Raw genomic sequence first — 15,909 nt, forward strand, 5'->3', positions numbered from 1 at the left:
AAGAATCTATTAGACTAAGTGCTCTCCTAAGTCCATATTTCCAATCTAAATTAGTAGTCACTTATATGTTTTGTCCTACCTCACTCACAATTTAAATTTTCTCGTATCCTAGAATCAAGAAATTATTAGTTAAATAGTTCAAACTTAGAAACAGACTTCTAAATGTGACTCATACTTTTATTACGAAAACAGATTTAAGAACTCTTATTATTTTATATATTTTTGACAAATTGAGCCCAGATCATTGGTTCGGAGGTTTCGAATCCCATTCCATTCGGAACTTCCGGAGCTTCCGAAGAGCAGTGAATTATATCAATAGAGGCAACCTAATCACATGATGATTTGTTTTATACTGATGGAGAGTATTTCATTTTTTAAATTTGCAACCTCAACGAGAGTTTTTATTCGAAAATCAAAAGATGAAGAGAAAAACAAAATTAGAATCTAAATCCCTTCATTTAAACTCAAAATAAAAACTGCGTAGAATTGTAGATTCCACGCAGTTAATCGATTTTACCGATTTTACGAGGTCGCATTCGACTGTTTCGTAACGAAGAAAAATAACTGCGTGGAATCTAATCTCTGAATTTTACATAAGGTTGTAAAAAATGTGAATCCTACCATTATACAATTTATGGAAAATAAAAAATTTGACAGTCAAGCGACATTTCGTACATTTCAATACACACTTCACAACTTTCTAAATATTGTGGAAGAAGGTGGCGGAGACATAAATCGATTAACAGAATATGACATCCGTTATTATTTCCAGAAAAGGGAAGCTAAAAAAATCGCAACCAGACAAAAGGAATATTCGATTATTTCAAGTTTTCTTAAATATCACAATTGGCAGGATCGAATGAACGGGATTGAGTACCCAGAAGAAAAAATTGTAAGTATGGAAAGAAAATCAGTCGATAGTGTCGATATCGCCAAAATTAAAAGAGAAATTGAAAAGATGAATCGTAAACTTAATGGAGAATGGAAAAAAGGAGGAAAAATGCGTGTCGCTCTTATTTATACACTTATCTACACAGGGCTTCGAGTGTCAGAACTCGTGAACTTGAACAAAAGTCACATAGATATACGTGAAAGAACCGGCACGATTCAAGTGTCGGGAAAAGGAAACAAAGCTCGCACCGTACCCGCACCGAAAGAGCTCAGAAGAAAATTAACAGAATACCTGAGTGAACGTGAAGACAACCACCCCGCAGTTTTTATCTCTAATCGAGGTGATCGTATTAGTGTACGTAATGTGCAGGATATTTTAGCAAGATTAAATGATCGCTGCGGTTTTAAAAAAGGAACGCTTCATCCGCATGTGCTCAGACATACATTTCTTTACCAAACGGCCGAGCATGTACCACTAACGACACTCACGCAGCTGGCCGGGCATGATGACCCGAAGACGACGATGATTTATACAACGCCAAACTTGCAGGAAGTTGGAAATCGCCTTGATAGTTTATATGAGGAAGATTGAGTGTAAATGATTTACTTGCGAATTAATAATTTTTTATCTTGTTATGATAATATTATATAGGTAGTAAGTCTTGCTAAATGGAATAAACTAGAGATGCATTCTTAAAATAAAAAAAGTATCTTAAATTCTAGGGATAGTTGAGGAGTTAAAAGTGAGTCTCTTTTTTGCGATTTTTAGAATGATCCAAAGAATATATAAAACTAATACATTTTATAGATGGAGTTGAAAGCATGGAGAATGATACTAGAAAATTATTCATACCTGATGACGAAGGTAATATAAAACGCGGAATTAACATAGAGATGTACACTCATATCCGTGCATATCATGCGTGTCGCCCTATTAATTTTGATAGTTACTTTTCAGAAGGAATAAAACCTTATAATTTGAGAGAACTACGGCAAATGGCGTCTGCCACTTTTGGAATACCAGAAAGCACTGTAATTGCTATTGATTCTCGTTTACAATCCTCTAATATTAATAATGTCTATTTCAGTATGTTTAAGCAAGAGCTCTTAGATGAAAGTAGCCACTATTTATGTTGGGGAAGTGAATATCTTTTGGATATAGCTGTACAACTTGATAAAGACAATTCGGGTAAGTATCACGATTTGTTATCCAACATCGGAATTCCAACTATTTTTATTTGTGACTTACCATTAGCTCTATTGTCGCAATCGCAAAAAGATAATATATCTGAATTCTACAATCCATGTAATAGCAATTTTACATGCTGGATTTCTGAGAAGTTAAAGCCAGAATACATAATCGCTCATGAACATCCCTCACAAATATTCAACCAAATACAAAGAATCGATTATAAAAACAAACAAACCACATGTAATTGGTGTACGTCAACTAAGTAACATTTATTCATGTTTTTGATAACAGAGTAACCATAAAAATGCGATGTGCAACTCGCAAGCTTTATTGGGTGTTTCGGTTGTCGCTATAGATAAAACATAAGCGTAAAAAAAATGGTGAAGCACCAACTAAAGAGGTAATAATTATGAAATATGTTAAGATCATACGGATTGATGATAAAGGGTTTAATTGTAAACCCTATAACTCTAACGCTTTTTGTCACAGTCTTGAATTTATAGATTCGGAGATTAAGGACCTTAATAAAATAAACCAACCCATTAAGAAGTCAAGTTTATATTCTCCTGAATATAACAATGATAACTGGTCTGGATGTTTTTGTTTCTTGGATGAATTTAATCCAAAATTACTTTCATCATCAGGTGCATTAGCAATGCGTTATGGAGAAAAAATAAATATCAAAATGATACCTTCAGATGCTTTAATATGGGTTAGAAATTGTAGCTATATGGGAATGAAAACACCTTTTTTTAGCAAATTCTGCTATTCTTATGAACATGAAAATAATGAATATTGGTCATCAGAAGTATCTACTTTTAGTAGTTACAAATGGGTCAAGATGCGTGTTGATCTAGCCTTGGAACGAACGCGCCTATGGAAAGAGAGAAATGATTGGGTTCCTGAATGGATAACTGAATTCTATTTGATGGAAAGCCAACTATTCAGTTTGAAAAATGCCAGCATTAGAGAAGAAATTCTAACGCGTATTAATTATACGTATAAACCTAAATTTCAAATTTTTAAGACTAAGTGATAGGGTAGCTGCTATTTTTAAAAGTTTTAATAATTTTTAAATAGCAAAAAAATCACTCCCTCTCTTTATTATTTCAACGCAAAGGAAAAGTCACCCATTAAAAAGCCGATTTCCATCTCAAGGAATCGACTTTTTTAGTTATTCTTCTTCAACTAAAGCCCCCTATTGTTTAAGTTCAATTCTTCACAAACTTTATTTATAAAATAAACAGTCAGGTTGAATTTTAGATAAGCCTTTTTGCAAATCCAACACTTTTTTCTGCATAGCCACTACTTTTATAAAACTTATGAGCATTAATTCTCTCTGGTCGGTTCCCACTATTTAGCCCTATTCCCGTTGCTCCAATTTTCTTTGCCCAAATTTCTGCTTCTTTTAATAGCTGTTTACCTATCCCTTTATTACGGTGATTCGAGTCTACCACAAGGGCTACAATACGAACATATAAGCCATCCAATTCATAATAATACCCTTTAACAAGTCCTATCATTCCAACTATTTTATCATCATATGATGCTAACAAAGTATGGTAGTCTGGACTAGATTCAATATTGTTAAATCGTTTTTTCATTTGTTCGATTGTTGTAGGATATCCAAGGTGTTCCATCAAATTTTTTATTTCCTTAATATCATTCACTGTTGCTTTTCTTATTTCCATTTCACACCTCACTTTATTTTATTTCTATAAAATTTCTATAATTACCAATAATTTTCCTTCCTCCATTAACCTGCTCGTTAGTTTAAGCTAATTTGTAAAATTTTCAAGTCACTTCCTAATAAAAGGTAGTGACTTTTTTAATTATATAATGGAACTTGAATGACAGGTGATAGAAGGGGGGAATAAAAATTTATAAAATTCAAAATTATATGCACCTTAATTTACTTTTCGTCGTCTAACTTATAGAGAAAGTGGGGTTGGTACCTATGGAAGAGTTGAATAAGGAAGAGCTTTATTCTAGTTCTTTTAGACAAATGAACAAAAAAGATAAGTTAATTTGGCTTATGGATGAATATGGGCAGACTGTGATGCGCCTTGCCTTTATCTATGTTAGAGATAAACAAATTGCAGAAGACATTACTCAAGATGTGTTTATAAAATGCTTTGAAAAGATGGATGACTTTAAAGAGGAATCCTCTTATAAGACTTGGATATTTAAAATAACTATTAATAAATGTAAAGATTACTTAAAAAGTTGGTCTTATAGAAATATTAAGATGACTAATTATTTTAAAAGTAGGACTCAAAAGTCCATTGAAAGTGAGATTCTTACCAAAGAGGAGAACATTTCTATATCTAATAAGGTCATAACTCTCCCTATTAAATATAGAGAAGTTATCATTTTTTATTATTATGAGGAATTAACGATTAAAGATATTTCAAGACTCTTAGGGATGAACAAAAATACTATTAAGTCTCGATTAGTAAGAGGTCGTCGTTTACTAAAAAAAATGTTGAAAGGAGAATACTACAATGGAAAATAACCTCAAAAATCTTAAAGTAAAAATGAATAGTACAATATTAAAAGAAGTTCAATTTGAGAAAAAACATAAACTTACTGTTCTAAAAAAAATTGAATGGTCATCAGCTCCAAAAAGAGTATTTAAACAGAAAATTTCTTACGCTATATCAAGCTTGTTAACTGCTGGCTTATTGACAATAATGTTTTACTTTACTTTGAATCAAATAGATTTCAATAATAAAGAGTCATTTCTTTCAGAGGGAAATCTTGCAGTTAGTAGCGATATTGTAAGTCCGTTAATAGAGATCAAAATAAACGGATTAGAAAAGTACCCTGATCAATTAGAATCTTATTTAAATGCTTTAACAGCTCTTAATGAAGGGGACCATGACATGTTTATACGAACATTTAGTGAAAAGTTTCCGATAGAGGATATTAATGCAGTTAAAGAGAATTATAATGATTGGCAAAATCAAGAAAAGAAAATGTCAACTGAAATTAGTTTAGTACATTTAGATACGAATAAAGCGATTTTGTTATCTAAAGATGAAGTGACTATAAAAAATACACCTGATTTTGATACAGAAGCTTATATTATTCTCAACAAAGAACAAAAGGAATGGAAAGTATTAGATATTATACCTTTTAAAAGAGTTGAAAGAAGACTAATTGGGGAAAGTGACACATACAATTTTGATATAACTAAAGAGGTAAGAGAACAAATCGAGAACGAATATCAAATTAATTTTGAAGGTTGATAGCGAAGTATTTAAGAATTTATACAGTTAAGGGATAGACGTCTTATAGGGTACTGTCAGAAAAATGCGGATTTACAACGTTAAGGAAAAGTCACCCATTAAAAAAGCCGATTTCCGTCTCAAGGAATCGACTTTTTTAGTTATTCTTATTTAACTAAAGCCCCGTTAGTTGAAGTATTTCTTAAGACTATTTGCGTTGTTAATAACTTCTGTCTTGTCTTTATGTATGTCATATCTGTTGAAAAAATTCACTTTTCCTACCTCTTCAAAATATCGGTTCCATTTAAACATTTTAAAAAATATTTCTAATGTTGGTCTGTAATTTGATTTCTCTAATCGAAGTTTTTGTTTAAGGAACCTCTTTATTATTCGGTAGGTTCTTATTGAATATTTTGTATCTAAAAAAATAATTAAATCTGCACTTTGGAAACAAGTGCTTACCCAATCCTCATTGTGTACTCCTTCAATTATCCAACTTTCTGATTGTATTATACTATTTAGGTACTCTTCTCTTTCTTGTTCAGTTCTTCTTATATCTCCAGACATTTTCCTTATCCAAACTACATTATCTAATTCGTAATACGGTATATCTAACTTTGAAGATATTTCTTTTGCTAAAGTTGTTTTACCACTTCCAACAGAGCCAATAATATGTATCTTTTTTGGGACTGTCTTTTTCAAGAAGATCACCTAATCCATAATAATTTGTTTCTAAAGCATATTCTATTTAGACTTATGGTTTCCCTCCTATTATTTGAATTAGAAATAGTATTCTTATTAAACATTCCTGCCCTTTATGTGACATAAGAAAGGAACAATACCGTTAATCAAGTATTGCCCCCGATAGTTGAAGAATGAAAACTATTTCCCTTGTGAAAATCCATCAAATAATCATTTTACAAATTCTCATTGGCTTTATTCATTGCTTCTACTAAACTATCTCTAAAAAACCATGGTGCATTAGGTTTATTTCCATAACTTCCCGATACAAAAGTCATAACTAACTTACCAGCATCTATTATAAATCTCGACTCTAGAATCGTTTTATTCGAATTAGATTTAAACTCGTACACTAATTCATTGCCTTCAATAAATGCTTTCACACCTTTATTAGTATTTGTAGCTATCCTATTTATTACACTCTCTTTAAGTCCACCAAATGACTTTTCTTCATTAATTACAGCATCAGAAGCAACTGTTGCTATGTCAGAAACAACCTTAGATGAAATAGAAGGGATTTTCCCCTTTTTAGCACCATACCCAAGAACTATCGTTGCCGCTGCTGCAACAAGAGACCAACCCGTCTTTGACATTTTCATATCGCCATTTTCTCCAATTCCAATTTAGTTAGATTTCCGTATCATCAGAACTACTGCGTCAATGTGACTTGAATTCAGCTTCAAATTTATCACTAGTATATGGGTAGCGTCAGGAAAACGCGGATTTACAACGTTAAGAATTTCCCATCATAAGTATCCCGACCTATCTCTATTTCATAGATAGGTCGGGATCTGTTTTATTACTAATCGGCGTTTAGCTCAATAAGAAGAAAAACTATAAATTATTGCTTATTTCTTCAATTAGAAAGTGAACACGTTTAAGATAGTAATCTTTTTTTTCGGAATCATTTATGAACGAGGTGAACAATATGGATAGCATTAAAGCAGTATCAAGCCTATAGATGGATTGTATGATTGTATCAGTATTTTCGATAATGTCTAGATCGTTATATCCCTTTATAAATTCTCCCTCAACTAATTCTTTGGATTCAAAAATTCTCATTAACTCCATAATTGGATTCCCGACAAATGAATTATCCCAATCTATAATCGCTTTAATAATTCCATTTTCACCTATTATATTTGGTGGTCTAACATCAAGGTGCAGTAAGCTGTTTTTTGTTTTAGATGTATTCAGAATTGCTTCCAATTCTTCTGAACTAGGAATAATAAAATTAGTATTTATTAGTTTATTAAGTGAATGAACACGTCCTGTTATTCTATGTGAAACAATATTACTTAATTTTCGCTCATTTTGGTCAACAATTGATAAACCATCCAATGGAACTTTATGTATTTTAGATGTGAGTTCTCCAATATCATAGGAAGAAATCTCTTGACCATCTCCTGATACAAAATCAGATACTAGAAAGTTTATTTCATTACTAAAATACAACTTATGAATTTTTGGTACAGGTATTTGATGTTTGTGACAATGCTCGGATATTATTGCTTCTTTTTTTAATGAGATAATTCCACTTGAATTTTTATCCATCATATTTTCTTCTGATCTCCAAGGAGTTCTAACAGCAAGTTTTCCTAGATTTTTCTCATCCAATCTTAACTTTTCTATTGTTTTATTTGTTAATCCCATAGCCCTAAATCCTTTATTATTTTATTTATACAAGTGGATAAGGTTTATTTTTTTCCGCTGCCAATTTTCTATAAAGAGCAGCTCTAGATACACTTGTAATTTCACAAATTTGATTTATAGTCATGTTTCCTTCTTTATATAACTTTAAAGCATAATTCATTCCTGCATGATTTATATGATATTTCTTTAACCTCCCTTTAAACTTACCTTCTTTCTTGGCTAGTTCAATCCCTTCACATTGTCGCATACGAATAAGTCGTTTAACTTAGCTAATCTTATTTTCATAAACTTTCCATTAAACTTACCCATAAGATATCTTCTCCAAATATATCATCTGGTTGATTAGTCTTTTTCATCTTCCTAAAGTTAATAATTTTAAAATCATTAGAAAATACTTCTTTTAATCGTTTTTCCGTATAACCTATTCCTCTTTTTAAGCTACCTTCTTTATAAACTTCCCAATCAGATGTATCCAGAGCACCATCGGTATTGAAGCAAACAATACCGAAATACCCAGCTTTTTTTAATGCTCTCTTAATTATTTCTAGATATGTTAAACGACGATGAGGTGCTAAATGATGAAACAAACCACAATCATAAATAAAATCATATGAATGTGGCTTAAAATCAAAATCAAAAAGTGATAAACAATGGAAATTTATATCTACTTCTTCTTCTTTTGCTCTCTCTTTCGCCCATTTAATCGCATTTTCAGCTATATCCAAAGCATCTACCTTGCAACCTTGTTTAGCCATATAAACAGCATTTCTCCCAGGTCCACATCCCAATTCCAATACTCGTTTAGGAGCAAGCCCATTTTTAAAATACTCTACTAAATTCTCATCAGGTCCTTTTACCTTGAAGAAAGGAATTTCTTTATTTCTATCGATGTAAAAATTCTCCCAAAATTCCTTCGGTTCTCTTAAGAAATGATCTAACATTTCAAGTAAATCTTCATAATTTAATATCGGTTTATCCAATAAAAGCGCCTCCCCATTTAATGAAAAATTCCTCTTTTATATTTTACTAAAAATTCCCACATTTACTAGTTACAACAACTTTAATATACTGTTATTTCGATTGAGAGAAATCATGAAAAGGCATACTTATATTGGCTTTAAAGGTCAGTATTAAACTTTCTTAACGTTGTTAAAAACAGGGGAATCGTCTTGATAATGGGCTTAGCGTTGTAACCGTATAATTACAACCCTAAGGAAAAGTCACCCATTAAAAAAGCCGATTTCTATCTCAAGGAATCGACTTTTTTAGTTATTCTTATTCAACTAAAGCACCCTTAACTAAATATTTTGCGGAAGGGTGAAGTAGAAAAATAGACCCAATTCAACACTCGTGGCCGTTCTCCTTTACTATATTTAAAATAGAGACGGTGCATAAAGAAATTAATTCAATTAAGCCATAATGATTCGCTAGAACTAGAGCGTCTCATCCAATTTCTGAATCTTTGAGTCGGAAATTAAATATACATTGCCAAAAACGTCGATTTTGTCTCCTTTTACACATACAGCGCAATCTTTGTTCGACGCATAAATATTTATTTCTTCCGATAGGGGAGATAGTTCGCTTTGAACCAGTGCCATGTTATTTTCAAGATCAAAATGAGACAGGACGGAAAAATTGTCAAGACCGATTCCGTCGTAAACTGAGCTCATTTCAACTTCATCTCCAAAGTTTTTCGAGCATAACCATTTAGAGGACATGTTGATTGCCCCAGCGCTTGCTCCCATTACAACGGCGTTGCTTTTTTTAATCGAATCGGATAATTCATACTCCATCAAAAAACCATTTTGATTAAGAATATTGCCACCCAACAAGAAAATTACGGAAGCATTTTGAATTATCGTTTGGGCATCTTCCTTCTGTAAGCGATAATTAATTAAATGATATTCATCAAACATAATGCCAGCCTGTTCAAGCCACGACCGTTCAGTAGCACCATCATTTTCAAAAACAGATGGATTCGAGCTAATCATAGCAAGCGATTTTCTAACAGTTATATCCTCCTGTAACGCCATACCCAGATTCTCTGGAAAAAAATCGTTAAACCAACCTAAATAATAGTGAGTTTTCATAATTTTCCCCTCAGCAAAGTGTAAATAATATTTATTCCTTGAGTCACTCATTATGTTTTCTTGTCACTCTCAATTTAAAAAATATTAACCTTAAAATATACGCTAGGAATATAAAAAAAACGTTACTTACTAAGAAGTTCAATAAAAAAGCGTTTATCCTTTCTTGGATCAACGCTTTATTTCTTATTAGGGAGTTTTTCCGACACAATAAAGGGTTCGGTCCTTAAAATTTCTTTTCCATCCTCTGAGACAACTACTCTTGTTTCTTTTACATTTAATACAATTCTTAATGGGTTTTGCATTGATACAAACAATTCTCCTTGCTCATTAGGCTTAAATAAAGTATCTCCCACCATTGTTCCAAAAGTTATTTTAACATTTTCCTTAGGTCCAAAAACGACTCCTTGGTTTTTCTCTCCTTCAAGTGAAATCTCATAATTTGCAGAATGTTTCAGGCCTTTTGCCGATACAATTACTTCAATAAGTCCGTCAGAAATGGCAACTTCATCGGAAATTGGTTCATTAACAGCAATAGTTACTCTACCAGCCCCTTCTTCAAAAGGAATATCCTCAGCCTTATAAGCTTCAACTTTAATAACACTTGATTCATTTGAACAACCAATTAAAAAAATGCCAAACCCCAAAAGATAAACAATGACACTACGCATTGATTTCCCCCTTTATTTTATGCTCAACATACTTTATTCTTCAATATGATTCGTTTTCCTTCTTCAACTAATGCCCCGTTTGTTAAACAAGAAAAAAAGAACGCTTCAGCGATCCTCATCTTTAACTCTTGCACCCTTTAGTTTTTCTATGCTCGATATTGCTAAACGTTGTAAATCGTTATTCCTGAAGGTACACTTACCTGGGATAAAGCCAACATTTTAATGGGGAGAAATTCTATTTTCCTTAAAAAATACAATTATATACATTTTATACCACTTGTGTATAATAATTAGTGGTGATAGAAGAAAAAGGACAGTATATCGGGTGGATTTTCACGTGGTGATTCTACAGTATCCATCGGAATAAAACAGTCTGGTGGGGACAAACTTTTTATACATTTATTGTAGTAAATCAAGATGGTTTTATTACTAATCTAGGCGAATTAGAGAGTGCGCACTCTCTAATAAACCTATAGAAGAAAACAACAAATAATTATAATTTACAAAAGATTATATAACATAAATACGGAGGGATTAGCATTGAGTATACTATTAAAAAATATAACAAAGACTTTTGGATCCATAGTAAAAACTAATGTACTTCAAGATATAAATATAAAAATAAGCGATAATCAATTTATTAGCGTACTTGGCCCTTCAGGGTCTGGAAAATCAACTTTATTAAGCTTAATAGGAACTATCGAGACTCCTTCTAGTGGCACTATATTGATTAATGATATTGATACTATAGAGTTAAATTTAGATGAAATAGCAGATTTAAGGTATGAAAATTTTGGTTTTGTTTTTCAGCAATATCATTTAATAGACTCTCTAACCGCACTAGAAAATGTAATAATTCCTACATTAACTAGAAAAGTAGAATATGAAAGAGAAAAGAATGCATTTGAGCTATTAGAACTAGTCGGTCTAAAAGATCAAAAAGACCTCTACCCCTTTCAGCTATCAGGTGGACAGCAACAAAGAGTTGCAATAGCTAGGGCCTTAATAACAAAACCCAAATGGATATTAGCAGATGAGCCTACCGGAAACTTGGATTCAAAGAACGGAGAGTTAATATTTAATTTGCTTAAAAAGATTCAACAAGAGGAAAATTGCGGAATAATTATGGTGACACACGATACAACATTAGCAGAAAGAACAGACCAAATAATTGAGATGAATGATGGGAGAATCCAATTAGTTAGGAGAGGGAAAAATGGCTCGCTACCTATCACTCATATTTAAAAACTGGAAACAAAAAAAGGATAGGTTTGTATTAATATTGTTGGGGGCAATTTTAATAGGAGGTGGGATGAACCTTCTATTTAGTTTAACTGAGACAAAACAAGGAACAATTGTTGATACACTACAAAATAAATGGGAATCTTCTTACCATATTGTGGTCCGACCTACCGGCACTAAAAGTATTACTGAAGAACACAATCTGTTTGAACCAAACTATTTAAGTGGAATATCTGGTGGTATTACTTTAGAGCAATACCATACCATAAAAAACATGGACGATATCCAAGTTGCTGCCCCGCTAAGTATCATAGGTTTTATGAATATAAACATATTATTAGACAATCTATCAATAGATGAACCAGGAATATATAAAATCGAAGAAAAAATAACTACAAACAATACACTCAACGACTACTCAAAAACAAGAGAAAGTTATTTTTCTAGAGGGATTTATGAAGAAGCCACACCAGAAATATACAGAAAATATGGATTTACTAGCTTCGATGGAGATCTTTATAAAGGTTCCCCTCTATTATTAGCTGGCATTGACCCAATTGAAGAAGCCAAATTAGTAGGTTTAAATAAATCTGTTATTTCCTCACCTGACAGTTCCTATTTTTCTGATGACAATTTAGTAAAGTCTTATACATTAGAAGAATTAGGTTATGTAGGTGTACAAGGAGAACTAACAGAATTCCCAGTGATTTTAAGTACCCATCCATCTATAAAGGAAAATACACAAATTAATGTTACAAAGTTAGATATCCCCTTTGAATCAAATTTAGAAAGAAAAGAATCATTAGAGAAAATTAGTAAAAATGGTGGCGAATCTTTTCTTAATACAATAAACGGCAATGAAATTTCTAATTTTCAATATACAGCAAATGATATTCATAATAAATGGTTGGATTTATTTTCAAATAATACTGTCAAAAATGCAACAGAACTCAGTGGGCCATTATATGAGAAAACAAGTAGTCTAAGCTATAAAGAGGAGACTAGCCCTTTTCCAAATAGGTGGAAAAATGCATATTCTTTAGATAGTGTTAATGAAAATACTGACGATGGCGTTGTTATGTTTCGAGAAGCTCAATTAAAGGGAACTTCCATTAAAAATCGTCCAAGGCTACAGCCATATTTAATTGGTATGTACGATCCCACAGATTTAGATATATCAAAAAATACTGAAAATGAATTACCTATGGAAACTTATAAAAGTCCGACAGGGACACACGTTTTAGATTCAAACAATAACCCTATAAATCCCACTGAGGATGTATATCCTACATCTAATATATATGAACCATTAATTCAATCACCATCCATGCTAACTACTATTGAAGCAGCACAGAAAATATTAGGAGATAAAGCTATATCCTCTGTCCGAATTAAAATAAAAGATGTGGCTGATTTCAGTGAGGAAAGCCAGCAAAAGTTAGAAAAAATAGCAGCAGAAATTGAAGAAAAAACTGGGCTAGAGGCTGATATAATGCTCGGTTCATCCCCATCCCCAGTTATTGTGAATATCACTACTAATAACAAGGAGATTGGATGGATGGAACAAGCGTGGATTAAAGTGGGTGCATCTATGCAAATTCTTCAAGAAACTACATTAGGCTACTCATCAATAATAATCATCTTAATTATTGTTGCGATTGTTTATGTCTTTTCAACAACTTATGTAACATTCTTAGCAAGAAAAAAAGAATTCGCAATTTTATTAGCTATGGGGTGGAAAGTAAAACACATCCAAAAGTTAATTTTGTTTGAGTCTCTATTTATTGGATTTATTATTTGCATAACTTCATTGTTTGTTCAATTCTTAGTACAATTTTTATCTGGCTATCAACTTCTATATAGTAAATTATTACTTTTAATATTGTTTATCTTGTTTATTTATATTATTGGTCCATTAATTCCCATACTTCTAATAGGAAAAATTAATCCTAATGAAATATTAAAAAACGATGAGATCAGTTCCAAAAAAACGATTATCCATGTGAAGAGTCTTATATCGCTGATAATCAATTCTATCTTCAGGAGAAAATTAAGGAATAGTATTTCAATCATAGCGATTGCTATTCCAACATCTTTATTAGTAGTCTATATTTATATCTCTCTTAGATTAGATGGTATTTTATTTAGCTCATGGTTAGGAGAATACGTCGCCTTAGAAATTAATATAGTGCATTATCTTTCAGTTGTCATTGCTTTCTTTATATCTATACTTACAATTTCAGAACTTATGTGGCAAAATCTCACAGAACGGAAAAAGGAATTTGCCCTACTATATGTGGTAGGATGGAAGAAAGGGGATATCACTAAAGTAATAATAGGCGAAGGAGCAATTATAGGAGTGATTGGTGGCTTTTTAGGAGCATTTATTGCTATATGTATTCTCTATTTTATGTATCATAGCTTAGATGTGAAATCATTATGGATTATTGCTATAGCAATAATTATACCCATAATATCCGGAATTATTGGTTCATTGATACCTTTAAACAAGGTAACAAAGATTCAACCAATAAGTTTTTTGAAAACATAAAATTTAGTTTAACCAAACACACATCAAAAAATTATTCTGGTGTGTGTTTGTCTTTTATAAGAAAAATAAGTAAGAGTATGTTCCCAAAATACCAACAATTTTTAAAGATCCAGTACCTTTTATAGCTGTAATTAATCCTCTAATTGGAAGTAAAACAAAAATAAAAATTATTAATTGCCCTGAAAATATATCAAAAATGCAATTTCTAAAACGATAATGGAGATTAAAAACATCGATACAGGTTAAGTGACAGATTTGCTGGTATTACCCCGTATAGGGGTTGTACATAAAATAAAGGTTAATTTGCTTGTAGGCCTTCTCTAAAGCATAAAATATTCTCTCTGCCATGGTCTATTTTCAAAAGGGGTATGACTTACTACCCCTAAAAATTCATCTATTTAATATTCTTTTATTCATTGTTCTAAAATAAACATACAAATAATTATAGAGCTTTAAGAGTTACAAAAAAGGCGACAACTCCTACTTTTATTGAAAAAAATGGTAAGCGTTGTTATTATAAAATACGGAGGTGTTTTTCACATGAAAGGAATTATACTAACTAGTATTGCTTCTGTGGTTATTGCGACTGCTTGGTTTGGATTTAGTGGAAATAATACCAAAGCGCTTGAATCTAACAATGTTAAAAATAACGAAGATGTTGTTGCCACAGCACTAGATGAAAATCTTGAAGACAATGGAACGATTTCAGATGGAATACGTAATACTTCTATGATCCTAAATGCTTCTCTTGAAAACACTTCAAGTTTTTCAGACGTAAAAGGAATTGAAAATATTGAAACGTATATGAACGGAGCAATTGAACTTGCTGAGAAACGAAATGCAGCACAGTCTATTAAGGATAGACTAAACCTATCCAATCAGCTAATACAGGATGCTATTTCGGAGCAAGACCTTAACAAACTTCATAAGGCCGATAAAATTCTATTAAATCTTGATCTGGAGTTTAATGGTGAAGTTTTGCCACCACAAAATCGAAACTAATTGAATTGATGAACAATCCCGAAAGAGTCCATTAAGGGGTAGCGTTAGAAAATGCGGATATACAACGGTAAGGAAACTTCACCCATTAAAAAAGCCGATTTCCATCTCAAGGAATCGACTTTTTTAGTTATTCTTATTCAATTAAAGCGCCCGATTGTTGAACATCCTAATATTGAAGTAAAGCATCCGTTGAGTAAAGAGGTAATTCTTATTGCGACAAATGTTTGTAATCAACTATTTCTATTTTAAAACCGTGATTACATTTCTGCTTATTAATTTTTCCACTGTCACAGGATGGTGATACTCTTACCTTAACTAAATCTTCTTTAACATTATCATTATTTTTCGAAGGAATATTAATTCTTACGGCAACATCATAAGAATGATTGTTATTGTACTTTATACCGACGATACTTTGCCATTCCCAGCCAAATAGTTCATCTCCTCCATACTCTTTTATCACTCTTTTATCAATAGTTGGAAATACAAGGTCTGAAATAATATCCTCTGTTGTGTAATACGAATTTTTTAATTCTGGAACAGTTTCTGCTTTAACAGTTTGCATTGGGGTAAAAGTAAATAAACAAAGACCAAATAAGATTAAGCATTGTTTAACCAATAAAATTCACCTCATAATTACATTTACCCC

At 31.9% G+C, this 15,909-nt stretch carries 16 protein-coding genes and 1 pseudogene; 8 read left to right on the plus strand and 9 right to left on the minus strand.

The window, feature by feature from the left end; translation table 11 throughout:
• The first annotated feature begins 610 nt into the window (after positions 1 to 610).
• The 3 genes from MKX29_RS08070 (at position 611) to MKX29_RS08080 (ending at position 3,119) form a co-directional block, all read left to right on the plus strand.
• Positions 611 to 1,483, plus strand: a complete 873-nt coding sequence (locus MKX29_RS08070; protein ID WP_341105001.1) for a tyrosine-type recombinase/integrase — start codon at positions 611 to 613, stop codon at positions 1,481 to 1,483.
• 230 nt (positions 1,484 to 1,713) lie between these two features.
• Positions 1,714 to 2,349 carry a hypothetical protein gene (locus MKX29_RS08075; RefSeq protein WP_341105003.1) on the plus strand — a complete coding sequence of 212 codons (636 nt, stop codon included), beginning with the start codon at positions 1,714 to 1,716 and terminating at the stop codon, positions 2,347 to 2,349.
• A 143-nt stretch (positions 2,350 to 2,492) separates the two neighbouring features.
• Positions 2,493 to 3,119, plus strand: a complete 627-nt coding sequence (locus MKX29_RS08080) for a hypothetical protein (RefSeq protein ID WP_095371116.1) — start codon at positions 2,493 to 2,495, stop codon at positions 3,117 to 3,119.
• 223 nt (positions 3,120 to 3,342) lie between these two features.
• On the opposite strand, the gene MKX29_RS08085 is transcribed toward MKX29_RS08080, so the two are convergent.
• Positions 3,343 to 3,774: a GNAT family N-acetyltransferase gene (locus MKX29_RS08085; protein WP_180317030.1), complete on the minus strand. Its 432-nt coding sequence runs from the start codon at positions 3,772 to 3,774 to the stop codon at positions 3,343 to 3,345.
• A gap of 266 nt (positions 3,775 to 4,040) precedes the next feature.
• On the opposite strand from MKX29_RS08085, the gene MKX29_RS08090 reads away from it, so the two are divergent.
• Positions 4,041 to 4,598 (plus strand): sigma-70 family RNA polymerase sigma factor, encoded by a 558-nt coding sequence (locus MKX29_RS08090; protein WP_281202752.1) that lies wholly within the window; start codon positions 4,041 to 4,043, stop codon positions 4,596 to 4,598.
• Positions 4,588 to 5,334, plus strand: a complete 747-nt coding sequence (locus MKX29_RS08095) for a hypothetical protein (RefSeq protein ID WP_341105008.1) — start codon at positions 4,588 to 4,590, stop codon at positions 5,332 to 5,334. The genes MKX29_RS08090 and MKX29_RS08095 overlap by 11 nt, the downstream gene beginning before the upstream one ends.
• A gap of 165 nt (positions 5,335 to 5,499) precedes the next feature.
• Here MKX29_RS08095 and MKX29_RS08100 read toward each other — a convergent pair whose 3' ends face one another.
• The 7 genes and pseudogenes from MKX29_RS08100 to MKX29_RS08130 form a co-directional block, all read right to left on the minus strand.
• Positions 5,500 to 6,015: an AAA family ATPase gene (locus MKX29_RS08100; protein ID WP_095371120.1), complete on the minus strand. Its 516-nt coding sequence runs from the start codon at positions 6,013 to 6,015 to the stop codon at positions 5,500 to 5,502.
• 215 nt (positions 6,016 to 6,230) lie between these two features.
• Complete coding sequence (locus MKX29_RS08105) at positions 6,231 to 6,653, minus strand: hypothetical protein (RefSeq protein WP_251163506.1); 423 nt, start codon at positions 6,651 to 6,653, stop codon at positions 6,231 to 6,233.
• A 235-nt stretch (positions 6,654 to 6,888) separates the two neighbouring features.
• Positions 6,889 to 7,707, minus strand: a complete 819-nt coding sequence (locus MKX29_RS08110) for a phosphotransferase (RefSeq protein WP_341105010.1) — start codon at positions 7,705 to 7,707, stop codon at positions 6,889 to 6,891.
• 25 nt (positions 7,708 to 7,732) lie between these two features.
• A pseudogene (locus tag MKX29_RS08115) lies at positions 7,733 to 7,963 on the minus strand (helix-turn-helix domain-containing protein); the annotation flags it as partial.
• Between the two features lie 25 nt (positions 7,964 to 7,988).
• Complete coding sequence (locus tag MKX29_RS08120; RefSeq protein ID WP_341105012.1) at positions 7,989 to 8,687, minus strand: class I SAM-dependent methyltransferase; 699 nt, start codon at positions 8,685 to 8,687, stop codon at positions 7,989 to 7,991.
• A gap of 453 nt (positions 8,688 to 9,140) precedes the next feature.
• A complete protein-coding gene (locus tag MKX29_RS08125; RefSeq protein WP_341105015.1) occupies positions 9,141 to 9,797 on the minus strand; it encodes a Type 1 glutamine amidotransferase-like domain-containing protein in 657 nt (218 codons plus the stop codon).
• A 176-nt stretch (positions 9,798 to 9,973) separates the two neighbouring features.
• Positions 9,974 to 10,465 carry a hypothetical protein gene (locus MKX29_RS08130; protein WP_095371125.1) on the minus strand — a complete coding sequence of 164 codons (492 nt, stop codon included), beginning with the start codon at positions 10,463 to 10,465 and terminating at the stop codon, positions 9,974 to 9,976.
• Positions 10,466 to 11,005: 540 nt separating this feature from the next.
• Between MKX29_RS08130 and MKX29_RS08135 the strand changes: the two genes are divergently transcribed.
• From MKX29_RS08135 to MKX29_RS08145, 3 genes are all read left to right on the plus strand, one after another.
• A complete protein-coding gene (locus MKX29_RS08135) occupies positions 11,006 to 11,710 on the plus strand; it encodes an ABC transporter ATP-binding protein (RefSeq protein ID WP_233435328.1) in 705 nt (234 codons plus the stop codon).
• Complete coding sequence (locus MKX29_RS08140) at positions 11,682 to 14,258, plus strand: ABC transporter permease (protein ID WP_341105017.1); 2,577 nt, start codon at positions 11,682 to 11,684, stop codon at positions 14,256 to 14,258. The genes MKX29_RS08135 and MKX29_RS08140 overlap by 29 nt, the downstream gene beginning before the upstream one ends.
• Before the next feature lie 540 nt (positions 14,259 to 14,798).
• Complete coding sequence (locus MKX29_RS08145; protein ID WP_341105019.1) at positions 14,799 to 15,260, plus strand: hypothetical protein; 462 nt, start codon at positions 14,799 to 14,801, stop codon at positions 15,258 to 15,260.
• Between the two features lie 208 nt (positions 15,261 to 15,468).
• Here the strand turns inward: MKX29_RS08145 and MKX29_RS08150 are convergent, their stop codons facing one another.
• Positions 15,469 to 15,879: a hypothetical protein gene (locus MKX29_RS08150; protein WP_341105020.1), complete on the minus strand. Its 411-nt coding sequence runs from the start codon at positions 15,877 to 15,879 to the stop codon at positions 15,469 to 15,471.
• Between the last annotated feature and the right edge of the window lie 30 nt (positions 15,880 to 15,909).

Source organism: Cytobacillus sp. FSL R7-0696 (assembly GCF_038006865.1).
Lineage (GTDB): Bacteria > Bacillota > Bacilli > Bacillales > Cytobacillaceae > Cytobacillus > Cytobacillus kochii.

What these genes read in the sequence shown, in the direction of transcription:
- MKX29_RS08075 (WP_341105003.1), top strand. Translation starts at nt 1,714, where the DNA reads ATGGAGAATGATACTAGAAAATTATTCATACCTGATGACGAAGGTAAT.
- MKX29_RS08080 (WP_095371116.1), top strand. Translation starts at nt 2,493, where the DNA reads ATGAAATATGTTAAGATCATACGGATTGATGATAAAGGGTTTAATTGT.
- MKX29_RS08085 (WP_180317030.1), bottom strand. Translation starts at nt 3,774, where the DNA reads ATGGAAATAAGAAAAGCAACAGTGAATGATATTAAGGAAATAAAAAAT.
- MKX29_RS08090 (WP_281202752.1), top strand. Translation starts at nt 4,041, where the DNA reads ATGGAAGAGTTGAATAAGGAAGAGCTTTATTCTAGTTCTTTTAGACAA.
- MKX29_RS08095 (WP_341105008.1), top strand. Translation starts at nt 4,588, where the DNA reads ATGGAAAATAACCTCAAAAATCTTAAAGTAAAAATGAATAGTACAATA.
- MKX29_RS08105 (WP_251163506.1), bottom strand. Translation starts at nt 6,653, where the DNA reads ATGAAAATGTCAAAGACGGGTTGGTCTCTTGTTGCAGCAGCGGCAACG.
- MKX29_RS08110 (WP_341105010.1), bottom strand. Translation starts at nt 7,707, where the DNA reads ATGGGATTAACAAATAAAACAATAGAAAAGTTAAGATTGGATGAGAAA.
- MKX29_RS08125 (WP_341105015.1), bottom strand. Translation starts at nt 9,797, where the DNA reads ATGAAAACTCACTATTATTTAGGTTGGTTTAACGATTTTTTTCCAGAG.
- MKX29_RS08130 (WP_095371125.1), bottom strand. Translation starts at nt 10,465, where the DNA reads ATGCGTAGTGTCATTGTTTATCTTTTGGGGTTTGGCATTTTTTTAATT.
- MKX29_RS08140 (WP_341105017.1), top strand. Translation starts at nt 11,682, where the DNA reads ATGGCTCGCTACCTATCACTCATATTTAAAAACTGGAAACAAAAAAAG.
- MKX29_RS08145 (WP_341105019.1), top strand. Translation starts at nt 14,799, where the DNA reads ATGAAAGGAATTATACTAACTAGTATTGCTTCTGTGGTTATTGCGACT.